The sequence below is a fragment of the Sphingomonas sp. CFBP 13706 genome (assembly GCF_014842355.1).
Taxonomy (GTDB): Bacteria; Pseudomonadota; Alphaproteobacteria; order Sphingomonadales; family Sphingomonadaceae; genus Sphingomonas; species Sphingomonas aerolata.
The window spans coordinates 506,267-524,208 of sequence record NZ_JACYVM010000002.1 but is presented as its reverse complement, the minus strand read 5'-3'; the positions used below and the strand labels follow the sequence as shown (position 1 = coordinate 524,208).

At 66.5% G+C, this 17,942-nt stretch carries 15 protein-coding genes; 11 read left to right on the top strand and 4 right to left on the bottom strand.

The window, feature by feature from the left end; translation table 11 throughout:
• Window positions 1–31: 31 nt before the first annotated feature.
• Window positions 32–583: a GNAT family N-acetyltransferase gene (locus IFS44_RS05845; RefSeq protein ID WP_031441337.1), complete on the top strand. Its 552-nt coding sequence runs from the start codon at window positions 32–34 to the stop codon at window positions 581–583.
• A gap of 202 nt (window positions 584–785) precedes the next feature.
• Here IFS44_RS05845 and IFS44_RS05840 read toward each other — a convergent pair whose 3' ends face one another.
• Complete coding sequence (locus IFS44_RS05840) at window positions 786–1,685, bottom strand: metal-dependent hydrolase (RefSeq protein ID WP_042467462.1); 900 nt, start codon at window positions 1,683–1,685, stop codon at window positions 786–788.
• 33 nt (window positions 1,686–1,718) lie between these two features.
• On the opposite strand from IFS44_RS05840, the gene IFS44_RS05835 reads away from it, so the two are divergent.
• The 10 genes from IFS44_RS05835 (at window position 1,719) to IFS44_RS05790 (ending at window position 12,998) form a co-directional block, all read left to right on the top strand.
• Window positions 1,719–2,318, top strand: a complete 600-nt coding sequence (locus IFS44_RS05835; protein WP_031441339.1) for a TetR/AcrR family transcriptional regulator — start codon at window positions 1,719–1,721, stop codon at window positions 2,316–2,318.
• Between the two features lie 66 nt (window positions 2,319–2,384).
• Window positions 2,385–3,431 (top strand): GTPase ObgE, encoded by a 1,047-nt coding sequence (gene obgE / locus IFS44_RS05830; RefSeq protein ID WP_031441340.1) that lies wholly within the window; start codon window positions 2,385–2,387, stop codon window positions 3,429–3,431.
• A 187-nt stretch (window positions 3,432–3,618) separates the two neighbouring features.
• Window positions 3,619–4,719 (top strand): glutamate 5-kinase, encoded by a 1,101-nt coding sequence (gene proB, locus IFS44_RS05825; RefSeq protein WP_031441341.1) that lies wholly within the window; start codon window positions 3,619–3,621, stop codon window positions 4,717–4,719.
• A 34-nt stretch (window positions 4,720–4,753) separates the two neighbouring features.
• Complete coding sequence (locus IFS44_RS05820; protein WP_031441342.1) at window positions 4,754–5,653, top strand: NAD-dependent epimerase/dehydratase family protein; 900 nt, start codon at window positions 4,754–4,756, stop codon at window positions 5,651–5,653.
• Window positions 5,654–5,711: 58 nt separating this feature from the next.
• Window positions 5,712–5,957, top strand: coding sequence for an acyl carrier protein (locus IFS44_RS05815; RefSeq protein WP_037527622.1), 246 nt, complete (start codon window positions 5,712–5,714; stop codon window positions 5,955–5,957).
• Window positions 5,958–6,095: 138 nt separating this feature from the next.
• Window positions 6,096–7,358 carry a serine palmitoyltransferase gene (gene spt, locus IFS44_RS05810; RefSeq protein WP_192097780.1) on the top strand — a complete coding sequence of 421 codons (1,263 nt, stop codon included), beginning with the start codon at window positions 6,096–6,098 and terminating at the stop codon, window positions 7,356–7,358.
• A gap of 124 nt (window positions 7,359–7,482) precedes the next feature.
• Window positions 7,483–9,372: an ATP-binding protein gene (locus tag IFS44_RS05805; RefSeq protein WP_192097911.1), complete on the top strand. Its 1,890-nt coding sequence runs from the start codon at window positions 7,483–7,485 to the stop codon at window positions 9,370–9,372.
• Window positions 9,373–9,487: 115 nt separating this feature from the next.
• Window positions 9,488–10,681, top strand: a complete 1,194-nt coding sequence (gene lptF, locus IFS44_RS05800; RefSeq protein WP_031394134.1) for an LPS export ABC transporter permease LptF — start codon at window positions 9,488–9,490, stop codon at window positions 10,679–10,681.
• Window positions 10,678–11,775 (top strand): LPS export ABC transporter permease LptG, encoded by a 1,098-nt coding sequence (gene lptG / locus IFS44_RS05795; protein WP_056674932.1) that lies wholly within the window; start codon window positions 10,678–10,680, stop codon window positions 11,773–11,775. Before lptF ends, lptG begins: the two co-directional genes overlap by 4 nt.
• Window positions 11,776–11,843: 68 nt before the next feature.
• A complete protein-coding gene (locus tag IFS44_RS05790; RefSeq protein WP_037527626.1) occupies window positions 11,844–12,998 on the top strand; it encodes a GNAT family N-acetyltransferase in 1,155 nt (384 codons plus the stop codon).
• A gap of 22 nt (window positions 12,999–13,020) precedes the next feature.
• On the opposite strand, the gene IFS44_RS05785 is transcribed toward IFS44_RS05790, so the two are convergent.
• The 3 genes from IFS44_RS05785 to IFS44_RS05775 all read right to left on the bottom strand — a co-directional run bounded on the left by IFS44_RS05785 (window position 13,021) and on the right by IFS44_RS05775 (window position 17,242).
• The gene (locus IFS44_RS05785; RefSeq protein ID WP_192097779.1) at window positions 13,021–13,413 is read right to left on the bottom strand and encodes a response regulator; all 393 of its coding nucleotides are present in this window, start codon (window positions 13,411–13,413) and stop codon (window positions 13,021–13,023) included.
• Between the two features lie 64 nt (window positions 13,414–13,477).
• Window positions 13,478–15,952, bottom strand: coding sequence for an ATP-binding protein (locus IFS44_RS05780; protein ID WP_192097778.1), 2,475 nt, complete (start codon window positions 15,950–15,952; stop codon window positions 13,478–13,480).
• Window positions 15,953–17,242 (bottom strand): EAL domain-containing protein, encoded by a 1,290-nt coding sequence (locus IFS44_RS05775; RefSeq protein ID WP_192097777.1) that lies wholly within the window; start codon window positions 17,240–17,242, stop codon window positions 15,953–15,955.
• Between the last annotated feature and the right edge of the window lie 700 nt (window positions 17,243–17,942).

Here is a 17,942-nt window from a genome sequence, read left to right as displayed (position 1 = left end):
GCGCAGCCGACGACGCGAGAGGAAAAGAGCAATGTTCGCGCGCACGAAGAGACTGACCTTGCGGCCTGGCTGGCCCGAGGATGCGCCTGCGCTGACGCAGGCGATCGGGCACGAAGCCGTGATCGCCAAGCTGACGCGGGCACCCTGGCCCTATTCACTCGGCGACGCGGCGGCCTTTCTGGCGCAGCCGCGCGGCGAGCATCAGCCGCGCTTCCTGATCGACGCGCTCGACCCCGGTGCGCCGCGCCTGGTTGGCGGCATCGATATCCATGCATCGCCGGACGGGTACGGCCACGAACTCGGCTATTGGGTGACGCCCGATGCCTGGGGACGCGGCTATGCGACCGAGGCTGGCGAGGCGGTGATCGCGATCGCACGTCATGCGCTCGGGCTCCGGCGGCTCGAGGCGTTCCATTTCGTCGACAATCCCGCGTCCGGCCGCGTGCTGGCCAAGCTTGGCTTCCGGCCGACCGGGCGGGTCGAGCCGCGAACGTCGCGCGGGCGTGGCGGCGAGGCCCAGGCCGTGCTGTTCGAGCTGGTGCTCGATGAGGACCGATGTGCGCCGATGCCGATGGCGGCGTGATTCGCGCATCCCGGCCTTGAAATTGCACCACCCCGGCGAAGGTCGGGGCCCAGTTGGGGGACGTCGCTGACTGCGGTCATCGCGTTGTTACTACGACCTTTCCAACTGGGCCCCGGCCTCCGCCGGGGTGGAATGCCTGGCGACGTATTCGCCCCACATACTTTGCGGGAGAATCCGGGAGAGGAAAGGCCGCAACCGTAACTCAGGCTGTGGCCACCGCCCGCTTCTCGACCGGCAGCACCGCCGCCTCATAATCGCTTTCGGCCAGCGCGATGAGCGCGCGGTCGTCGTGTTTCCAGGGATGGAAGCCGGGCAGGAAATAGGCCGCCCAGACGCCCGCGATCTTGCGCGCCATCCCCGGATTGCCGAACGCATACCATGCCATCCGCGCCCAGATCCGCGGGCCCGTGAGCCCGTCCTGCCGCAGCAATTCGGTCATGCCGCGCGCCCGCCCCGTGAAGAAGCGCCACGTGGTGATCAGCATCACCAGCGACTTGACCCGCCAGCGGGTAAACCGCGGCCAGTCGCGGGTCGCATGCAGCCAGGTGTCATAGGCGACGCCCTTATGCTCGATCTCCTCGGCGGCGTGCCATTGCCACAGCGCCGCGGCCTGCTGGTCGCCGCCGGCGAGGTGCCGGGGGTTCGCGATCAGTTCATGCGCGAGCATCGCGGTGAAATGCTCGAGCGCGGTCGTCGCGGCGAGGCTCGCGATCGGCGGGCGCCCCTTGGTCAGCGCGAGCGCGGCGTCGACATCAGCGATCAGCGGCGCGACGTCATACCCCTGGTCGGTGACGTGCCGGTTGAACGCGACATGCTCGCGGGTGTGGATTACCTCCTGCTTGATGAACGCGTTGATCTCGGCGGTCAGCTTGGGCGGCGTACCGTCGCGAAACCGGCGAACGCTGTCGACGAAATAGCCCTCGCCCTTGGGGAAGGTGACCGACAAGGCGTTGTAAAAGGCCGTCGCGATCGGATCGTCGTTCAGCCACCACCGGCGAATCGGCGCGCCCCGGCCAAAACGACGATCGCGCGGCGTGATCGTCAGATCGACGGGTGTGGTTGCTTTCGCCACGGAAACCTCCAAACAGAGACAGATCGTCATTACTGACACAGTTGTAAGTAGGTTTTTCATTCCGTGACGTCAACACCCCGCAAGCGCCTCTCCCCGACCGAATCGCGTGATGCCGCCGTCGAGGCCGCGCGCGCGCTCCTGGTCGAAAGCGGTCCCGGCGCGGTCACGTTGAAGGCGGTTGCGGGCCGGATCGGGCGGACGCACGCCAATCTGCTCCACCATTTTGGCTCGGCCGAGGCGCTGCAGACCGCACTGATCACGCGGATGGCGGCGGACATCGTCGGCACGATCGGCGCCGCGGTGCTGCGTGTCCGCGCGGGCGAGCTGGATCCGCGCGAAGTGGTCGAGATGACGTTCGACGCATTCGGCAAGGGCGGCGCGGGCGCGCTGGCGAGCTGGATGATCCTGTCGGGCAACACCGACGCGCTCGACCCGATTCTCACCGCGATCCACGATCTGGTCGACGAACTTGCCGAGGGCGACATGCCCGGCGACCAGCCAATCCAGGACCAGACGCTGACGCTGGTCCTGATGGCGCTGGGCGACGCGTTGATGGGCGCGCCGATGGCCCGCGCGCTCGGCCTGCCCGCGACCAGGGCGCGCGAACTCGCGCTCGACGCGCTGCTCGCGAGCAAGGACGCCGCCGCCTGCCCGTCGGCCTGAGCAACGCCGACCAGGGTCCGAGTCGCAGAGGCTGGCGATTTTCGCCAATTTCGCTATGGGGCGGCGATGCATTTTCTAGACCAAGCCAAGATCTACGTACGTTCGGGTGAGGGCGGCCCCGGTGCCGTCAGCTTCCGCCGCGAGAAATTCATCGAATATGGCGGCCCCGATGGCGGCAATGGCGGCAAGGGCGGCGACATCGTGTTCGAATGCATCGCCGGCCTGAACACGTTGATCGACTTTCGCTACACACAGCATTTCCGTGCCCCGCGCGGCTCGGGCGGCTCGGGCTCGAACCGCACCGGCGCGGGCGGCGAGGACCTCGTCATCCGCGTCCCGCTCGGCACGCAGGTGCTGTCGGAGGACAAGGAGGAGGTGCTGATCGACTTCACGCAGGTCGGCCAGCGCGAAGTGCTGTTCCGCGGCGGCGATGGCGGCCGTGGCAACGCCAGCTACAAGACGTCGACCAACCGCGCTCCGCGCCAGCACGGCACCGGCTGGCCCTATGGCGAGGCCTGGGTCTGGCTGCGACTGAAGCTGCTTGCCGATGCGGGTCTCGTCGGCCTGCCGAATGCGGGCAAGTCGACCTTCATCAACCAGGTCACCAACGCGCAGGCCAAGGTCGGCGAATATGCCTTCACCACCACCCGGCCGCAGCTGGGCGTGGTTCGCCACAAGCAGCGCGAATTCGTCGTCGCGGACATTCCCGGGCTGATCCAGGGTGCGGCCGAGGGCGCAGGCATCGGCGACCGGTTCCTCGGACATATCGAACGCTGCCGCGTGCTGCTGCATCTGGTCGATGCGAACGACGCGGATGTCGGCGAATCCTACCGGATCGTCCGCGACGAGCTGGCCAATTACGGCGAGGGCCTGACCGACAAGAAGGTGATCGTCGCGCTGAACAAGACCGACATGCTCGACGCCGAGCTGATCGCGGCGCTGTCGGCCGAACTGGCCGAGGCCAGCGGTGCCGAGGTGATGGCGATGTCCGGCGCGAGTGGTGCCGGCGTGGAGGCCGTGCTCGACAAGCTGATCGGCGAGATCGGGCCCGCGCCGGGTGCGCCGAAGGAGCTGGCGGAGGGCGAAGAGCCGGTCGCATGGTCGCCGCTGTAGCGTTCAAAACCGCTCCGTAGCCCGATCATGTACGCCATCGTCATCCCCGCGCAGGCGGGGATCCATAGCCTCAGGGGTATGCGATTCGGTGGTGAGGCCAGCCAATATGGGTTCCCGCCTCCGCGGGAATGACGATAGGGTGTTGCAGGCTATGACGACCTACGGGGAGGACCTACGGGGTCGACCAATGATGTTTCCGCCGTCCTCCTGTCCCCGCCTGATCGTGAAGATCGGTTCGGCACTGCTCGTCGATCCCGACGGCAGCGTCCGGCGCGACTGGCTCGCCGGGCTCGTCGCCGACATCGCCGCGCGCACCGGTGCCGGGCAGCAGGTCGCGATCGTGTCGTCCGGGGCAATCGCGCTCGGCGCGCGGCGGCTTGGCCTCGCCAAGGGCGGCCGCGCGAGTCTCGAGGACGCGCAGGCCGCCGCCGCCACCGGGCAGATCGCGCTGAGCCAGGTCTGGGCCGAGCTGCTCGCCGCGCAAGGCCTGACCGCGGCGCAGATGCTCGTCACGCTCGACGATCTCGAGGACCGCCGCCGCTATCTCAACGCCGCCGCGACGCTCAATCGGCTCCTGTCGCTCGGGGTCGTACCGGTCATCAACGAGAATGACAGCGTCGCGACCGCAGAAATCCGCTTCGGCGACAATGACCGGCTCGCGGCGCGGGTCGCGCAGGCCGCGGGCGCGCAGGGTGTGATCCTGCTCTCCGACGTCGACGGACTCTATACCGCCAATCCGCATGTCGACCCTTCGGCCACCCACATCGCCGATGTCCCGCGGATCGACACGGTCGCCGCGATGGCGGACGACGGGTCGGGGTCCGGAATGGGATCGGGCGGCATGGCATCGAAGATCGCCGCCGCGCGAATCGCCACGGCGGCGGGCATTCCGCTCGTGATCGCCTCGGGCCGGATCGACCATCCGCTCGCCACCCCTGCCCGCCATACGATCTTCAGCGCCGAACGCACCGCGTCTGCGCGGAAAGCCTGGCTGGCGGGCGGGCTGACCGCGAAGGGCACGATCCATGTCGACGCCGGCGCCGCCGCCGCGCTCGGCCAGGGACGCAGCCTGCTGGCCGCGGGTGCGACGGGGCTCGACGGGGGCTTTGTGCGCGGCGATCTGGTGACGATCGAGGGGCCGGCCGGCACGGTCGCGCGCGGTCTCGCAGAATATGACGCGGCGGACACCGCGCGTCTGCTCGGCCGTCATAGCGACGATCACGCCGCGATCCTCGGCTATGCGCCGCGCTCGGCGCTCGTCCATCGCAATCATCTGGCGCTCGTATGACTGCCGCGCAAATGTCGATCTGGAGCGAGCCGTCATGATCCTGGCCATCACCGGCGGCACCGGGTTCGTCGGCAGCCACCTGATCGACCATGCACTGGAGACGGGACACACGATCCGCGCGCTCGCGCGCAAGCCGCAGGCCAAGCGCATCGGCGTGACCTGGATCGAAGGCGCGCTCGATCGCCCGAAGAGCCTGGCGACGCTGGTCGAGGGCGCGGACGTGGTGATCCACGTCGCCGGCGTGGTCAATGCCGCCGATCGCGCGGGCTTTGCCGAGGGCAATATTGCTGGCACCCAGGCGATTGTCGACGCGACGCGGTCGGCGGGGATCCGCCGCTTCGTCCAGGTCTCGTCGCTGGCGGCGCGCGCGCCGGCGCTTTCCAACTATGGCTGGTCGAAGGCCGAGGCGGAGACGTGCGTCGCAGCCTCGGGGCTCGACTGGACGATCGTCCGCCCGCCCGCGATCTTCGGCCCGCGCGATCACGACCTGCTCGACGTGTTCAAGGCGGCGCGGTCGGGGTATGTGCCGATGCCCCCTGCCGGCACGCGCGTCTCGCTGCTCTATGTCGAGGATCTGACCGCACTGCTGCTCGCGCTGGCCGAGATCCCGGTCGCGCCGGCGATCATGGAACCCGACGACGGTACGCCCAAGGGCTGGGACAATCGCGACTTCGCGCGCGCGATCGGCGTCGCGGTCGGCAAATCGGTGAGGCCGCTGTCGATGCCGCGCGTGATCCTGTCGCTGGCGTCCGCCGCCGACCGTCTCGTCCGGCGCGGCAAGGCCAAGCTGACGCGCGACCGGGTCCGCTATTTCTGCCATCCCGACTGGGTCTCGCACACGCCGCCGCCGGCTGCGCTCTGGACGCCCTCGGTCCCGACGCCGAAGGCACTGGCGCAAACCGCGGCGTGGTATCGCGCGGCGGGACTGCTATAGCGCCGAAAAGCCGCCGCAATTCGCTGTCAGGATTGCGTCGACACCCGGAAGGAAGAGCATGAGCGACCGTCAGCAGATCTACGACACCGTCACCGCGCAGATCGAGCCGTTCAACAAGAAGGGCGTCGCGCTGAGCGATGCGACGACCTTCCAGGGCGATCTCGAATGGGACAGCCTGACCGTCATGGATTTCGTTGCCGCGATCGAGGATGAATTCGACATCATCATCACGATGAACATGCAGGCCGAGATCGAAACCGTCGGCCAGCTGGTCGATGCCGTCGCGAAGTTGAAGCAGGACTAACCAAAAATATCCCGTTCGTGGTGAGTAGGGACTGAGCGCGGCGAAGGCCCGTATCGAACCACCTGCCCTTCGATACGCGTCTTCGGCTTCGCTCAGCCGCTACTCAGGACGAACGGAAGTTTTTAAGGCCGAATGACGATGACCGAAGCCGCCACCACCGCCCACGCCCTCCCCGTCGATCCCCCCGAGATTGCGCCCGAACGCGATCTGATGAGCAAGTTCGACGGGCTGATCGCCGAACGCGAGGCGCTGGTGAAGTCCGGCGTGCGCAATCCGTTCACGATCGTGATGGACGAGGTCAAGTCGCCGACCCAGGCGGTGATCCGCGGCAAGGACACGATCCTGCTCGGCACCTACAACTATATGGGCATGACGTTCGACCCCGACGTCATCCAGGCGGGCAAGGACGCGCTCGACCGGTTCGGCTCGGGCACCAATGGCAGCCGGATGCTCAACGGCACGTTCCACGACCATATCGACGTCGAGCAGGCGCTGCGCGACTTTTACGACATGAGCGGCGCGATCGTGTTCTCGACCGGCTACATGGCCAATCTCGGGATCATCTCGACGCTCGCGGGCAAGGGTGAGTACGTCATCCTCGACGCGGACAGCCATGCGTCGATCTATGACGGCTGCAAGCAGGGCAATGCCGAGATCGTCCGCTTCCGCCACAACGACGTCGCCGATCTCGACAAGCGGCTCGGCCGCCTGCCGAAGGAGGCCGGCAAGCTGGTGGTGCTCGAAGGCGTCTATTCGATGCTCGGCGACATCGCCCCGCTGAAGGAGATGGTCGCGGTCGCCAAGAAGCATGGTTGCATGGTGCTGGTCGACGAGGCGCATTCGATGGGCTTTTTCGGCCCCAATGGCCGCGGCGTGTACGAGGAGATGGGGCTGACCGATCAGGTCGATTTCGTCGTCGGCACCTTCTCGAAATCGGTCGGCACCGTCGGCGGGTTCGTTGTGTCGAACCACCCGAAGTTCGAGATGGTCCGCTTCGCCTGCCGTCCGTACATCTTCACGGCGTCGCTTCCCCCCTCGGTCGTCGCCACCGCCGCGACGTCGATCCGCAAGCTCATGACCGCGCATGACAAGCGCGCGCAGCTCTGGAAGAACGCGCGGGCGATGCATGCGGGCCTCAAGGCGATGGGCTTCAAGCTCGGCACCGAGACGTCGGATTCGGCGATCATCGCGATCATCCTGACCGACCAGGAACAGGCAATCGCAATCTGGCAGTCGCTGCTCGAGGGCGGGCTGTACGTGAACATGGCACGCCCGCCGGCGACGCCTGCGGGCACGTTCCTGCTGCGCTGTTCGCTGTGCGCCGAACATACCGACGCGCAGGTCGAGACGATCCTCTCCATGTTCCGCGACGCGGGTCGCGCCGTCGGCGTGATCGGCTAGCAGCCGGCCGCTGTCATTGCGTCGGGAGCAATACGCACGCTATCGTCGCGGGGTGACGCAGGACGAGGCCGACGCGGCAGCCCTTGGGGGCGGAGCGACCTGGCGGACCATCACGCTCATCGTGATGGCGCTGCTGGGCGCCGCCGTGCTGGTCGGGCTCATCGCAACGCTGAGCAGCGCGAACCGCCAGCGCGACAGCGCGTTGCGGCTGCAGGCGCACAGCTATGACGTGATGATCCTCGCGCGCACGCTGTCGAGCACGATCGCCCGGTCCGAAGCGTCGCTCGGCCGCTATGTGATCAGCGGCGACCGGCAACTGGGCCGGCTCTATTTCGAGGAATGGGTCCTGGCCGGGACGCAGCTCAACCGGCTCGAGCGACTGACCTACGACAATGGTGAACAGCGCGGGCACATCGCCGAACTACGCCAGGCCTATGAGGACCGCGGCCGCGAGCTGTCGATGACCGCGCTCAGCACCAATTACGGCAAGAATTCGCAGGCATTCGCGCGCTATTACCAGGGCCGCAACGCCCCGACGCTCATCGCGATCAACCGGACGCTCGACCGGCTCATCGCGCGCGAGCGGGCGCTGCTTGACAACCGGACGTCGCGGGCGATGGCATCGGTCGAACGTTCGAGCTCGATCGCGGGCGTGCTGGCGGTGTTCGGGATGCTGATCGTGCTCGGCGCGATCGGGCTTGGCTGGTTCACGATCCGTGCGGTCAGCGACCGGGCAGTGGCGCAGGCGGACGCGGACATGGAACGCAGCCGTGCCGAGGAACTGTCCGCTGCCGTCGAACAGGCCACCGCCGAGCTGCGCGTGCAGGACGCGAAGCTGCGCCAGGTCCAGAAGATGGACGCGGTCGGCCGGCTGACTGGGGGTATCGCGCATGATTTCAACAATATGCTGGCCGTCATTCTGGGCGGGCTGGAACTGGCGCTGCGCAACATCGCGCGCGATCCGGCGACCGCGCGGCGGCACATCGAGAGCGCGACCGACGGCGCCACCCGTGCCGCCGCGCTGACCCGCCGGCTGCTCGCCTTCAGCCGCGAGGATTCGCTAAAGCCCGAGACGATGGGGGTTGCGGGGCTGGTCGAGGGCATGTCCGACCTGCTTGATCGGACGCTCGGCGATGCGATCACGCTGCACGTGGTCGACGCCTCCGAGGGCTGGCGCGTCCGCGCGGATCGCGTCCAGCTCGAAAATGCGGTGCTCAACCTGGCGGTCAACGCGCGCGACGCGATGAACGGCCGCGGCACGATGATCGTGACCACCGGCGCCGCGGTGCTGGCCGCGGGCGCGATCGGCGACTGCCCGGCCGGCGACTTTGCCACCATCACGGTTGCCGACGATGGCAGCGGCATGTCGCCGGACGTCGCCGAGCGCGTGTTCGAGCCCTTCTTCACCACCAAGGAAACCGGCAAGGGCACCGGGCTTGGCCTCAGCCAGATCTTCGGCCTCGTCCGGCAGCTGGGCGGCGAGATCGCGATCGCCAGCGTGGTCGGTGAGGGAACGACGGTGACGCTGTATCTGCCCCGCGACACCAGCGATCCCGCGATCGAGCCGGAGCCCGTCCTGCCGTTTGCGGACCTGCCGGAGCCGGTGCAGCCCGTCGCGCCGACGGCGCTGAACGTGCTGGTGGTTGAGGATGATCCGCGCGTGCTCGCCGCGACGATCGGTGCGCTCGAGGAGCTGGGCCATCATCCAGTCGCCTGTGACGACCCGACCCATGCGGCGACGATGCTCGCGCGTCACGGCGCGATCGACCTGATCATTTCCGACGTGCTGATGCCGCGGCAGACGGGGCCCGAGATGATCGCGGCATTGCGGCCCCTGTTCCCCGACATCGCGATCCTGTTCGTCACCGGCTTTGCGGGTGAAGCCGCGACGAGCGAATTCGGCGACCATGAGGTGTTGCGCAAACCCTTCACGCTGAGCGGCCTGGAACGCGCGGTCGCGGCGGCGATGGGCACCGACCGCCCCACCCCGCCCCGCCAGATGGCGGCCGAATAGACCGTGACAGGCCCGCCCCGTCCGAACTATAGCCGCCGCCCTATATCCCGCGCGAAAAGCTGATATAGACCCGCCCCACGCCTCGCGTTCGAGGCGCTCGCAGAGCCCCCGCTTCATGAAATCCATCGATCGCTACATGGCCCGGCTGATCGCGGTCCCGCTCTTTTCGACGCTGATCATCGCGGCGATGCTGCTCGTGCTCGACCGGATGCGCCGGCTGTTCGATTTCGTCGCGACCGAGGGCGGACCGATCAGCGTCGTCTGGCGGATGCTCGCCAATCTGCTGCCCGAATATCTCGGGCTCGGGATTCCGATCGGGCTGTTGCTCGGCATCCTGCTTGCGTTCCGCAAGCTCGCGACGACGTCGGAACTCGACGTCCTGCGCAGCGTCGGGATGAGCTATACCCGGCTGCTGCGGGTGCCCTATATGTTCGCCATCGTGCTGGCGATCGCGAACCTGCTGATCGTCGGCTATCTCCAGCCGATCGCCCGCTATTATTACGAGGGGCTCCGCTTCGAGCTGCGCACCGGCGCGCTCGGCGCGTCGATCAAGGTCGGTGAATTCACGCATCTGGGCGACCGGATGACGCTGCGGATCGAGCAGAGCCGCGACAAGGGGCGCGAGCTGTCGGGCATCTTCGTCCATGCGCAGACGCCGAAGAACGACTGGATCGGCGTCACCGCGGAGAAGGGACGCTTCCTCGCGACCGACGATCCCAACGTCATCATCTTCCGTCTCGCCAACGGGACGCTGATCCACGAACGGCCCGAATTCAAGACGCCGCGCGTGCTGACCTTCAGCAGCCATGACCTGCCGATCAACCTGCCCAAGTTCGAGAGCTTCCGCGTCCGCGGCGGGCGCAACCTGGAATTCACGCTGCCCGAACTTGCGCGTGCGGGGCATGAGGCGGCGACGCCCGAGCTGCGCGATGCAAGCCGGTCCGAATTCCACTTCCGTCTGGCGGAGGTGGCGATGATGTTCCTGCTGCCGATGCTGGCGGTGGCGCTCGGCGTGCCGGCGAAACGGTCGACGTCCGGTCTCGGCGTCTTCCTGTCGATCGTGATGATCGTCACCTATCACAAGGTGAACCAATATGCGGCGGACGTCGGCGAGCTTGGCCGGATCGACCCGCTGATCGCGCTCTGGGTGCCGTTCACGGTGTTCGCAGGGCTGATCCTGTGGATGTACTACACCATCGCCTATGTGCCCGGCGGCGAGCCGATCGGTGCGCTGGAGCGCGGCGTCGGCCGGATCGGCAAGGCGATCACCAGCCGGCTGCCCGGGCGCCGCAAAGAGAAGACGGCATGAGCAGGATCACGATCTTTCCGTCGCGCACGGTCGCGGTCTATATGGGCCGGCTGTTCATGACGCGGACGTTCAGCATCCTCGCGGCGCTGGTCCTCGTGCTCCAGGCGCTCGATCTGCTGAGCGAATCGGGCAACATCCTGGCGCAGGCGGGCAATGGCGACGCCCAGGTCTGGCAATATGTCAGCCTTCGCGCACCGCAGATCATCGCCTTCGCGCTGCCCTTCTCGGTCCTGCTCGGCACCATCCTGACGCTGATCACGATGAACCAGAACAGCGAGATCATCGCGCTCAAGGCGTCGGGGCTGTCCGCGCATCAGGTGCTCGCCCCGCTGCTGATCGCCAGCCTGGTCGTCGCGATCGTCAGCTTCAGCTTCAACGACCGCGTCGTGTCGCGCGCCACCGCCACCCTGTCGCAGTGGCAGAAGGTCAATTACGGCGCGATGCCGATCGACCGTGGCGACCGCGCCAATGTCTGGGTGCGCGACGGCGACGACCTGATCCAGGTGAACCAGACGCGCGGCAAGGGCGCTGGCACGCGGCTCGGCGGGGTAACGCTCTATGATCGCGCTGGCGGAAGCCTCGTCTCGATCATTCGCGCCCCCAATGGCAAGCGCGTCGCCGGGGGCTGGGAGATCGGCCCCGCGACGCGGTTCGACGTCGCCAGCGGCACGCTGACCACGCTCGGCTCGGTGGTCGTCGGGCGCGATGTCCGGCCCGACCAGTTCACGCTCGCGAGCGTCGACGCCGACAGCCTGTCCTTCGGCGCGCTGAAGGCGGCGATCGGCGATCTGGCCGACGCGGGGCGCCCGACCAAGGCACTCGAGGGATCGCTCTGGCACAAGCTGTCGGGACCGCTGTCGTCGGTGCTGATGCCGCTGCTGGGCGCGGTCGCGGCGTTCGGCATCGCTCGCTCGGGCAAGCTGTTCATCCGCGCGGTGATCGGCATGGGGCTGGGCTTCGCCTATTTCGTCGCGGACAATTTCGCGCTCGCGATGGGCAATCTTGGCGCCTATCCGCCGTTCCTCGCCGCCTGGGCGCCCTTCCTCCTGTTCTTCCTGATCGGCGAGGCTGTCCTGTTCCGGACCGAGGAATAGCCGCTGTACGAACTGCGTGATCGTCGATATCCGCAGCGGCTGACGACGCAGCGCTGAGGGGCGAGCCAATGGCCGGTACGATAACGATCCGCAAGGTCGAGACGAAGCGCGATCGCAAGGTCTTTGTCGACGTGCCCTTCGGCCTCTATCGCGACGATCCGCACTGGGTCCCGCCGCTCAAGACCGAAGCGCTCGGGCTGATCACGCCCGAGAAGAATGGCTGGTTCAGCCATGCCAAGGCGCAACTGTTCCTCGCCGAGGAGAATGGCCGGGTCGTCGGCCGCATCTCGGCGCATATCGACACGCTCGCGCTCACCATGCCCGCCGAACAGGGCTTTGGCCCCGGCGTCGGCCAATGGGGGCTGATGGAGGCGGAGAGCGAGCCGGTGTTCCAGGCTTTGCTCGCCGCGGCCGAGGATTGGTTGCGTGCGCAGGGCATGACGCGGATGCTCGGCCCGATCAGCATGTCGATCTGGGAGGAGCCCGGGCTCCTCGTCGAAGGCTATGATCACGCGCCGACAATCATGATGGGGCATGCACGCCCCGAATATCGCGACTGGGTCGAGCGGTCGGGCCAGGTCCCCGTCAAGCGGCTCATGACCTATGAGGTCGACGTCACGCGACAATTCCCGCCGATCGTCCAGCGGATCATCAAGTCGGGCGAGAAGAATCCGCGGATCGTCATCCGCGAGGTCGACAAGTCGCGGTTCGAGGACGAGGCCGCGATCATCCTCGCCATCCTCAACGATGCCTGGTCGAGCAACTGGGGGTTCGTGCCGCTGACGCCGCCCGAGATCAAGGATGTCGGGGTCAAGCTCAAGCCGATCGTTTTCAACGACCTGATCCGGATCGCCGAGGTCGACGGCAAGCCCGTCGCGTTCATGATCACGCTGCCCGACCTGAACGAGGCGATCAAGCCACTGCGCGGGTCGCTTCTGCCGTTCGGTTGGGCCAAGCTGTTGCTGTGGCTGCGCAAACCAAAGGTGAAGACGGTTCGCGTCCCGCTGATGGGCGTCGTCCGGGAGCTGCAGTCGTCGCGCATGGCAAGCCAGCTCGCCTTCATGATGATCGAATATATCCGGCGTTCCGCCTCGCAGGATTACGGCGCGACCCGCGCGGAGATCGGCTGGATCCTCGACGACAATCAGGGGATGCGCTCGATCGCCGAGACGATCGAGAGCCGCATGAACAAGGTCTATCAGGTCTACGAAAAGACGCTCTAGCGGCCGTATGACCGGCCTGTGATCAGCCGATCAGCCCGTCGCCCTGCGCCTCACGCGCGAGGATCCGGCCGATCGCGTCAAACAGCGAATCCATCGCGACCGGCTTGAAGATCACATCGTCGGCGCCTGCGGAAAGGCAGCGCTGGCGAAGGTCGGGGGCGACGTCCGCGGTCACGACGATGATCGGGACCATGCCCTTGTCGTCGGACCGCGCGCGAATGTGACGGATCGCGGTGATCCCGTCCATGCCCGGCATGCGCAGGTCGACCAGCACCATCTCGAAATCCTGCTCGTCGAGGATTTCGAGGCCACGCTCGGCGCTTTCCGCCTCGACCATCGTCGCGCCGGCCACGTCGAGCATGTCGCCCACCACGCGGCGGTTCATCCGATCGTCCTCGATGAACAATATGTTCAACATATCCTCCGTGACGGGTCGACCGGGAGAGGCGCACTGTCCGTCATTGCTAGGCGTTTACGCATCAAGCCGCCCGCGAGACAAGATCGGGAATTGCGTTGTTTTTAACTACCGGCGACGCGAAGATCGCTTCGACCAGATCCGCACCCGATACCGGCTTCGCAACGATGCGTGTAATGGCAGTCGTGAGCAGTGTCGGATCGTCGAGCCGATCGGCCGGCCACAACAGCGTCGTCGCGGCATCACCCGCCGCCCGTGTCAGCTGCTCCAGCGCCGGCCCCGGATCGCCACCGGCGCGCAACGTCGCATCGTCGATCACGATGTTTGCGACCACCGTCTGCGCCAGCAGTGTGACAGCCTCGTCGATCGAGGCGGCGGTCAGGACGATGTCGCAATGCGGCGTCACCAGTGTCCGGAACATGCTGCGCATGATCGGATTGCGGTCGACGATCAGCGTCGCCGCGCCGGTTCCCTGATCGGCCCCCAGGTCGCCGAGCGCGATCGCCTCCGCATGGACCAGCGGCAGGCTGAGCGTGAACGTGGCGCCCTGCCCTTCGCGGCTGGTGACCGTGACGTCGCCGTTCATCGCGCGCGCGAGGTTGCGACAGATCGACAGGCCGAGCCCGGTGCCGCCGAACTGCCGCGTCGTTCCGGCATCCGCCTGGCGGAAGGATTCGAAAATCTCGTCGAGCTTGTTCGCGGGAATGCCGATGCCCGAATCGGATACGTCGAGCCACAGCCGGTCTTCACCGGTCCGCAACGCCACCGTCACCGCGCCCACGCGGGTGAATTTCAGCGCATTCGACAACAGGTTGAACACGATCTGCCGCACCCGCGCGGCGTCGCCCATGATCCGGGCGGGGCAGTCGGCCATGTCGAGCGTGAATGACAGCCCCTTCGACCGGGCCTGCTCCTCCCACATCTGCGCAGCATCGGTCACCGTGGCGCACAGATCGAACGGCGCGAACTCGATCGTCAGGTTGCCGGTTTCCATCTTGGCGATGTCGAGAATGTCGTCGACCAGCGCGCGCATCGTCGCCCCCGCGCCGCGCACGATGCCGAGGCGATCGCGCAGGTCGGGGGTCAGGCGCGAGTCAGCGAGCATGACCTCGGTCATGCCCAATATCCCGTTCAGCGGCGTGCGGATCTCGTGGCTGGTCGTGGCCAGGAACTCGGTCTTTGCCGCAAGCGCCTTGCCGAGCGCCGCGTTGGTGATCGCGAGGTCGTCATTCGCGGCGCGCACCTTATCGCGACTGCGGCGAATCGTCACCAGCCCCAGCGCGAGCAGGCCGATGATGATCGAAACCGCCGCGATCGCGCCGATGAACATCAGCCGCTGCGTCTCTGCCCGGTCCTTCTCGTACCGCACGCTGCGCTCGAGCTCATCGGCGCGCAGTTTGGAAATTTTGAGTTCCTGGTTCGCAAAGTCGAATCGCGCCGCCAGCAAGGCCGTGCTCATATTCGTGGCGAGTGTGGTCGCCTGATCATCCAGACGCTTCTGCGCCTCGAGATGGACGAGCGCGTCGAGGGGCCGGTCGAGGGCCTTATAGATCGCATAGGCAACCTGATGCCCCTCCCGATACGACAGGTTAGTCTTCGTCAGATCGACGCCCGCAAAACGCTGCGTGATGAGCGCGAGCGCGCGCGGCAAATTTCCCTGTTGGAGGGCGACTTCGGCGGCGATCGGCAGCAGCTGAACCCGCCAGACTGCGGCCTCCGACTGCATGGCAAGGCGCTGGCTGGCAGCGATCGCCATTGCCGCGGCTGCGGTCTTGCCCGCCTTTAGCAACACATGCGCGATATTCCCCTGGATGCGGGACTGCAGCAGCGGGCTCTTCATCTGCTCGGCAAGCGCCAGTGCCTTGCGATACTGTGCGACAGACTGGTCGTAACGGCCAAGATCCTGATAGCAGGAGCCCCGGTTATTGTAGATCGCCACGAGCAGGCCCGGGTCGCCATGGTAGACGTCGAGCGCTTGGCTGAGATATTTGAGGGCGGACTCGCTGTCATTGCCATCGCCGTACAGCGTGGCGATCAGCATGAGCGCCTTGGCACGGTTGCGCATGTCCCCAAGCGTGCGGAAGATATTGTGCGCGGCCTGATAGTCCGCCAGCGCCGACGCCAACTCCGCGCGAGTCGCATGAACGCCCCCACGGGATAGAAGGATCTCGGCATTCAGCGCCGAACCGGGATCCAGCCTAACCACCGTTGCCAGAGCGTTATGGATCAGCACGGCGGCGCGATCGTCGCGATCGATCCGCAGCGCCGCTTCCCCCTGCAGCCAGCGCGCGGTCGCGACGGCCAGCTGCCGCCTTTCGGGATCCGCTATGGCGGCGGCAGCCTGTTCGGCGGTCGATGCCCTGCGGATGGCCTCACCTGGATCGGTCTGCACCAGCGACTTGGCGTTCCCGATGGCGATATCGAACCGGACCTGCGGCAGCGGCTCTGCCCCGGCTGCCGCGGGCACTCCGCTGACGGCGAGAAGGATCGCCGGCAGCCCATGCCAAAGGCTTAGCCGCCGCCGACCCAGCTGATTCACTCAGCCGGTCTTCCGGACAGCCGCGATCCGCGTGAGCGGTGACCGCACGTCGCGGGCGATTGCCAGATGACGCTCTTCCGCGAGGAACGGCAGCAGAGCGTCGATACCTATCGGGCGACTCACCAGAAATCCCTGAATCATGTCGCACCCCATGACCGACAATAGCGCCATCGCCGAGGGCGTTTCGACCCCTTCTGCGACGACTTCCATTTCGAGCGCGTGCGCGAGGTCGATCGTCGACCGGACGATCAGCGGATCGCGGTTCGAACTGGTGAGTTGCGTGACGAAGAGCTTGTCGATCTTGAGCTCGCTGGCGGGAAGCTGCTTGAGATAGGCGAGCGACGACAGGCCGGCACCATAATCGTCGATCGCGATCACGATGCCGATATCCGCGAAGATCTGCAAATTCCGGATCGCGCTTTCCGGATCGCGAATCACCGACGTCTCGGTGATCTCGAAGCCCAGACGCGCGCCGCTCGACGTGATCATCTCGCACGCCTGCCGCACGAATCGCGCATCGGCGAGCAGGACGCCGGCGATATTGATGAAGATCGGCAGTTCATGACCATGCGCCGCCAGGATCCGCTGGTCGCCGATCACCTGCTCGATCGTCCACAGCGTGAGCGCAACGATGTCGCGGCTCTCCTCCGCGATCGGGATGAAGTCGCTCGGCAGTACGAGGCCGCGCTGCGGATGGCGCCAGCGGACCAGCGCCTCGACGCTGACGATCTCCTGCCGACGCAGATGGACCTTGGGTTGATATTGGAGGAACAACTGGTCGCCGCCGATCGCCTTGTGCAGCTCGCGCGCCAGCATCAGCCGGTCCAGCGAGGCGCTGGCCGCCGAAACGTCGCGCGCGATCGGTCCGCGCTCGACCCGGGCATCGGCAAGCGCCAGCTCGGCTTCCTCGATCAGGCGGACCTCGTCGTGCTGCGGCGCGCGAACCGACGCGCCGCCCAGCGTCAGGTCGACGTGATAAAGCTCGCCGTCGATGTCGAACGGCGTGGTGAAGGCATGTGCGATCAGCTCGAGGGCGAGGTCGAGCTCGTCCTGCTGATCCGCCAGAAGCGCGATGTCGATCAGATCACGCGCGGCGATCTCGATACGCGATTGCGGCAGAACCGCCGCGATCCTCAGCGCGATATCGCCGACCAGCGTGTCCGCGCGCGCGCGTCCGACATGGCGGCGAAGCATTGCGAAATTCGCGACCTCGGCGAGGATCACGAATTGCCAGCCATGAAAGGCCACGGGCAGGCACGACATAGTCGCGGGATCCGACACGTCAGTCATGCGACAGCCTCGCAGACGCATAACCGCCGCGATGCGAGTCGCACGTGCAGCCGAAAGGAATATGCGAGCGGTCGATCATCCCTAAACGCTAGCTGCCGATACTGAAGATAGCGTTAAGCCTCCCATGCTGGCACGTAAACGTGGTTAACGATTAATAAACCATGTTGAATTCAAGTTAACGCTCGGTTAACTTCCCCTTGCGTCCTAACGGGCGTGAACAAGGGAGAAAAAAGTGCTGAAGCTCATTCTTTCGCTCATCTACGGCGACCACATGCGCCCCTGGTAAACAGGTGCCGGCCCGGCGTTTTTGGAAAAACCCGCGCATCGCGGGCAGGCTTCCATTGGCGCCGGGCCACTTTGAATGCCATTCAACTATAGTGTTTTAAGACCCGTTCTGGCCTGAATCCGACGGGTAGCCGCCGACGGGCCATCCCCATGGCCGTCTGGATATGTGACCGGTCGCTACCGCTGCAGCGCGCGCATGGCGCCGCTCGGCTTCACCATACAGACAAGATGGGCCGCGCATCCGCGCCAGGGCGCAGGCCGAAGCAGCTCGCCTGCAAAACCAGCAACACAGTATAGGGATCGGCGTAGCGCGCCGGCGTCCGCTATCGGACAGACCTGTGTCTGGCTGCGAGGATCGCGCGGCGAGCTTTACGCGCCGCGCCTCGCGTCTGGGAAGATCCCGTGGCGGGCGCGA